Below are 4,129 nucleotides of genomic sequence, written 5' to 3'. Positions count from 1 at the left end.
CGTTGCACGTTGAGCACAATCAATGGAAGTTCCATCATGACAGCGAGCCCAATCGCTTCACTTTTGAGTGCAAGACCTGGCCCCGATGTTCCTGTAATTCCAATTTGTCCAGCGAACGATGCGCCAATTGCTGATCGCCGTCATGGGGGCCCACTTCTATCGCCGTCATCTTCTGCTGATGCTGATGGCTTTCTTCGCTCTCGGCAATATCGCCAGCGCCTTGGCGCCCGACTATCACACCTTGATGATCTTTCGCTTCATCTCCGGACTGCCGCACGGCGCCTATTTCGGCGTCGCCTCCCTGGTCGCGGCATCGCTCGTTCCCCCGCACAAGCGCGCGCAGGCGGTGAGCCGGGTCATGTCCGGCCTGACCATCGCCATGCTGGCAGGCAACCCGCTCGCCACCTGGCTGAGCCAGATGATGAGTTGGCGCCTGGCCTTTGCGCTGGTGGGTGGCATCGCCGTCTTGACGGTCGTCCTGGTGTTCATCTATCTGCCGTTGAACCGACAGGAGAAGCGCAATAGCCCGGCGCAGGAGCTGACGGCACTCAAGCGCTCGCAAGTCTGGTTGACGCTGGGTGTGGGTGCCATCGGCTTCGCCGGCATGTTCTGCGTCTTCAGCTATCTGGCGCCGGTCCTCGTCAACGTGACGCAGGTATCGCCGTACTGGATTCCCGTGGCCCAGGCGGCGTTTGGCGCCGGTGCCATCGTCGGCAATATCGTCGGCGGAAAATTGTACGATCGCATGCAGCTCAAGGGCGTCGGCTGGTTGCTGGTCTGGTGCATCGTCATCCTGCTGCTCTTTCCGCTGGCCGCGCAGTCGCTGTGGTCGATACTGCCGATCTGTGTGGCGATCGGTACCATGGTATCGCTCTCCCCGGCACTGCAGACACGCCTGATGGATGTGGCGGCAGATGCCCAGACGCTGGCCGCCGCTTCGAACCACGCTGCCTTCAACGTGGCCAATGCGCTGGGGCCATGGCTCGGCGGCATGGCCATCGGCGCAGGACTGGGGTGGACCGCGACTGGCTATGTGGGGGCGGCGGCGGCGGCAGGGGGGCTGGTCGTGTTCTTCTTCGCCTATCGGCAGCAGCGCCGGTACGGTTGAGTCGAGCCGACCGACTAGATCGGAAGGAGGCCTGGCCGCCTGGCTCAGGCCTCCGGAGCAGTTCCCGCAGGTGGGGTGTCAAGAGTCGGTGCGAGAGTCAGACGGTCCCGACGGTAGTGGTAGTGGTAGCGGAGCCGGGAACGGCGACGTAGGCATCCTCACTGGGGCAGCGCTCGCACTTGATGCTGACCGCCATTTGCTCTTCGGCGTCGGAACTGGCCAGCGTCAGCGGCTGCTCGTGGCCACAGGCGCGACAGCACGCCATCAACGAACTCTCGGATTTTGTCACCGTAAACATTTCCATCGGGTTCTCCTTCACCGTGATGTCTGGTCCTTACCCACTCCTCTACCCGTGGCGTACGGGGCAAGAGGCGTTAGACGATAGTCTGATGTCAACTGTATAGCCGAGCGCCGGAAATGCAAGGTCTGACGGGCCTGGGGCTCACCGTGTCGGCGGCGGCGAGCCGGCCGTCATTGACGGCTCCAGCGTGCCCTGACGTAGCCGACGATGCGAAACGGCGGATGACGAACGCTCTCCACGGTCACGCCGTGAAGCTGCTCTCCGCTGACCCGCATTCTGCCGGAGGCCAGGTGTTCGAGGTACTGAATCTGCAGGATCCCTTCCCGTTCGAGCAGATAAAGGCCGTCCTGCTGGAACTTGTCGCACGCCACGATGGCAGCCAGATCGCCCTCGAACAAGAAATCGAACGATTCGTTTTCCGCTGGCGTCACCAGATGACAGTCCTGGGTCAGCATCTGCAGCGTGGACATGGCGTCCGGCTCCGGCCCCTGCTGCTCCCAGGGAGCCGCCAGATGCGAATGGAGGCTCATGACGGCTCTACCCGACGCCTGGGAGCCGACCGCCATGGCGCTGAGAGAGTCATCATCGAGCAGCTGTTTGATCGAACAGTTCAGCGCCGACGTGAGGGCCACGAGACGCTCATGGCCGATCTGCTTGATGGTGCCTGACTCCCAGTAGGAAATCGTGACGTCAGAGACGCCCACTCGTCTCGCCAGTGCGGCCTTGCTCATGCCTGCCTGGAGGCGGAGTTGTTTGATTCGTGGTCCTAACCCGTCCATCCATGAATCTCGCCTGCGTATTGGTGCTGTGAGGATATCCACTCAATGCCGAAGTATGTTTCGGGTTGCGAGCTTGTTGTCATATGTTTGTCTAGTTTTTCGGACAGAGCGTTGGGCCAGCGGCGCGAATCGTCAAGGCGCAAATTCAACGCGCCGGCGCGTCCCCGAGCTGCCGACGATCTTCCTCTGGGGGCCGCTCCCGACCTCCTGAATGGGCAGCAAGCGCTGCAGCCACCCCTCGGGAAGGCGTACAATCACGTGGCTCGTTCATCAACGGAATGGAATTCATGACGGTACGCACGCGCATCGCGCCTTCGCCCACCGGCGACCCGCACGTCGGGACGGCCTATATCGCACTCTTCAATCTCTGCTTCGCTCGCCTGCATGGCGGGCAGTTCGTCTTGCGAATCGAGGATACCGATCGTCAGCGCTCCACTGCCGAATCGGAGAACATGATTCTCGACTCCCTGCGCTGGCTGGGTCTGGATTGGGACGAAGGGCCGGATGTCGGTGGCCCTCATGGCCCTTATCGACAGAGTGAGCGCGGCGCCATCTATGCCCAGCACGCCGAACGCCTGCTCGAGAGCGGGCACGCTTTCAAGTGCTACCGCACCAGCGAAGAGCTGGACGCACTCCGTGAAGAGCGAAGGGCGGCAGGGTTGCATCTTGCGTTGAAACCGCGAGATCTGGCGCTGGATCCGGACGAGCAGCGCAAACGGGAAGCGGAGGGCTATCCCTACGTCATCCGCATGCAGGTGCCTTCCGAGGGTGTCTGTGTCGTCCAGGACATGCTTCGCGGGGAGATAGAGGTCGATTGGGCGCAAGTCGATGCGCAGATCCTGATGAAGTCGGACGGAATGCCGACCTACCACCTGGCCAATGTGGTCGACGATCACTTGATGGGGATCACTCATGTCCTCAGGGGCGAGGAGTGGATCAACTCCGCGCCCAAGCATCAATTGCTGTACGAATATTTCGGCTGGCCGATGCCGCAACTGTGCCACATGCCACTGCTGCGCAACCCGGACAAGTCGAAGTTGTCCAAGCGCAAGAACCCGACGTCGATCAACTACTACCGCCGGATGGGATTTCTACCCCAGGCGGTCACCAACTATCTTGGGCGGATGGGTTGGTCGATGCCGGACGAGCGCGAGAAATTCACTCTCGAAGAGATGATGGCTCACTTCGACCTGCAGCGGGTCTCGCTGGGTGGTCCGGTTTTCGATCTCGACAAGCTGAGCTGGCTCAACGGCGTCTATATACGCGAGGACCTGGATGACGCGGCGCTGCTGCAGGCGCTGCGCGAGTGGGCGTTCAACGAGGCCTACGTCGGGCAGATCCTGCCGCAGATTCGGCCCAGAATCACCACGCTCTCCGAAGCGATGCCGTTGGCCGGCCATTTCTTTGCCGGCCTGCCCGAGATCAGCGAAAAGAGCTTCGATGGCGTCACTCTGGAACGCGACACGCTGGTGGCGCTGCTGCAGTTTCTGGTATGGCGGCTGGAAACCATTCCGCGGTGGGAGAAAGAGGAACTGCTGGACCAGGTCAAGCTGCTCGCGGGGCACTTCGAACTGAAGATGAAGGCGTTTCTGGCTCCCGTGTTCATCGCGGTGACGGGCAGTGCCCATTCGACGTCGGTGCTCGATGCAATGACGATTCTGGGTTCGGACGTGACGCGGGCTCGCCTTCGGCATGCGATCGAGGTACTCGGCGGTGTTTCCAAGAAACAGGCCAAGCGCCTGGAGAAGCAGTATCGAGAGCTGTAACTCGATATGAGTGCCGTCCCCGGCAGCGCCTCGGATTTTTTTGTGTAAAGCGTTGACTTATCAGTGGGATGGCCGTATATTTCGCCCCGTTCTTGGAACGGGGCCTTAGCTCAGCTGGGAGAGCGCGACACTGGCAGTGTCGAGGTCAGCGGTTCGATCCCGCTAGGCTCCACCA

At 61.5% G+C, this 4,129-nt stretch carries 5 protein-coding genes and 1 tRNA gene; 3 read left to right on the top strand and 3 right to left on the bottom strand.

The genetic code is table 11. The features are described 5' to 3' along the window. Positions 1 to 98: hypothetical protein (locus tag AC3AYF_RS18815; protein WP_487780180.1), on the bottom strand; the 98-nt coding region annotated here is incomplete at its 3' end. A 20-nt stretch (positions 99 to 118) separates the two neighbouring features. On the opposite strand from AC3AYF_RS18815, the gene AC3AYF_RS18810 reads away from it, so the two are divergent. After that, positions 119 to 1,108 (top strand): MFS transporter, encoded by a 990-nt coding sequence (locus AC3AYF_RS18810; protein WP_487780179.1) that lies wholly within the window; start codon positions 119 to 121, stop codon positions 1,106 to 1,108. Positions 1,109 to 1,205: 97 nt separating this feature from the next. Here the strand turns inward: AC3AYF_RS18810 and AC3AYF_RS18805 are convergent, their stop codons facing one another. Together AC3AYF_RS18805 and AC3AYF_RS18800 are read right to left on the bottom strand one after the other, a co-directional pair. Then, complete coding sequence (locus AC3AYF_RS18805) at positions 1,206 to 1,412, bottom strand: hypothetical protein (RefSeq protein WP_295039576.1); 207 nt, start codon at positions 1,410 to 1,412, stop codon at positions 1,206 to 1,208. 167 nt (positions 1,413 to 1,579) lie between these two features. Further along, positions 1,580 to 2,140 carry a helix-turn-helix domain-containing protein gene (locus tag AC3AYF_RS18800; RefSeq protein WP_487780178.1) on the bottom strand — a complete coding sequence of 187 codons (561 nt, stop codon included), beginning with the start codon at positions 2,138 to 2,140 and terminating at the stop codon, positions 1,580 to 1,582. A gap of 335 nt (positions 2,141 to 2,475) precedes the next feature. Between AC3AYF_RS18800 and gltX the strand changes: the two genes are divergently transcribed. Both gltX and AC3AYF_RS18790 read left to right on the top strand, forming a co-directional pair. After that, positions 2,476 to 3,954, top strand: a complete 1,479-nt coding sequence (gltX, locus tag AC3AYF_RS18795) for a glutamate--tRNA ligase (RefSeq protein ID WP_295039579.1) — start codon at positions 2,476 to 2,478, stop codon at positions 3,952 to 3,954. A 99-nt stretch (positions 3,955 to 4,053) separates the two neighbouring features. Further along, positions 4,054 to 4,129, top strand: a tRNA-Ala gene (locus AC3AYF_RS18790).

Source organism: Salinicola sp. (genome assembly GCF_982684285.1).
The sequence above is the reverse complement of the archived record's forward strand: the minus strand, read 5'-3'. Positions and strand labels throughout refer to the sequence as shown.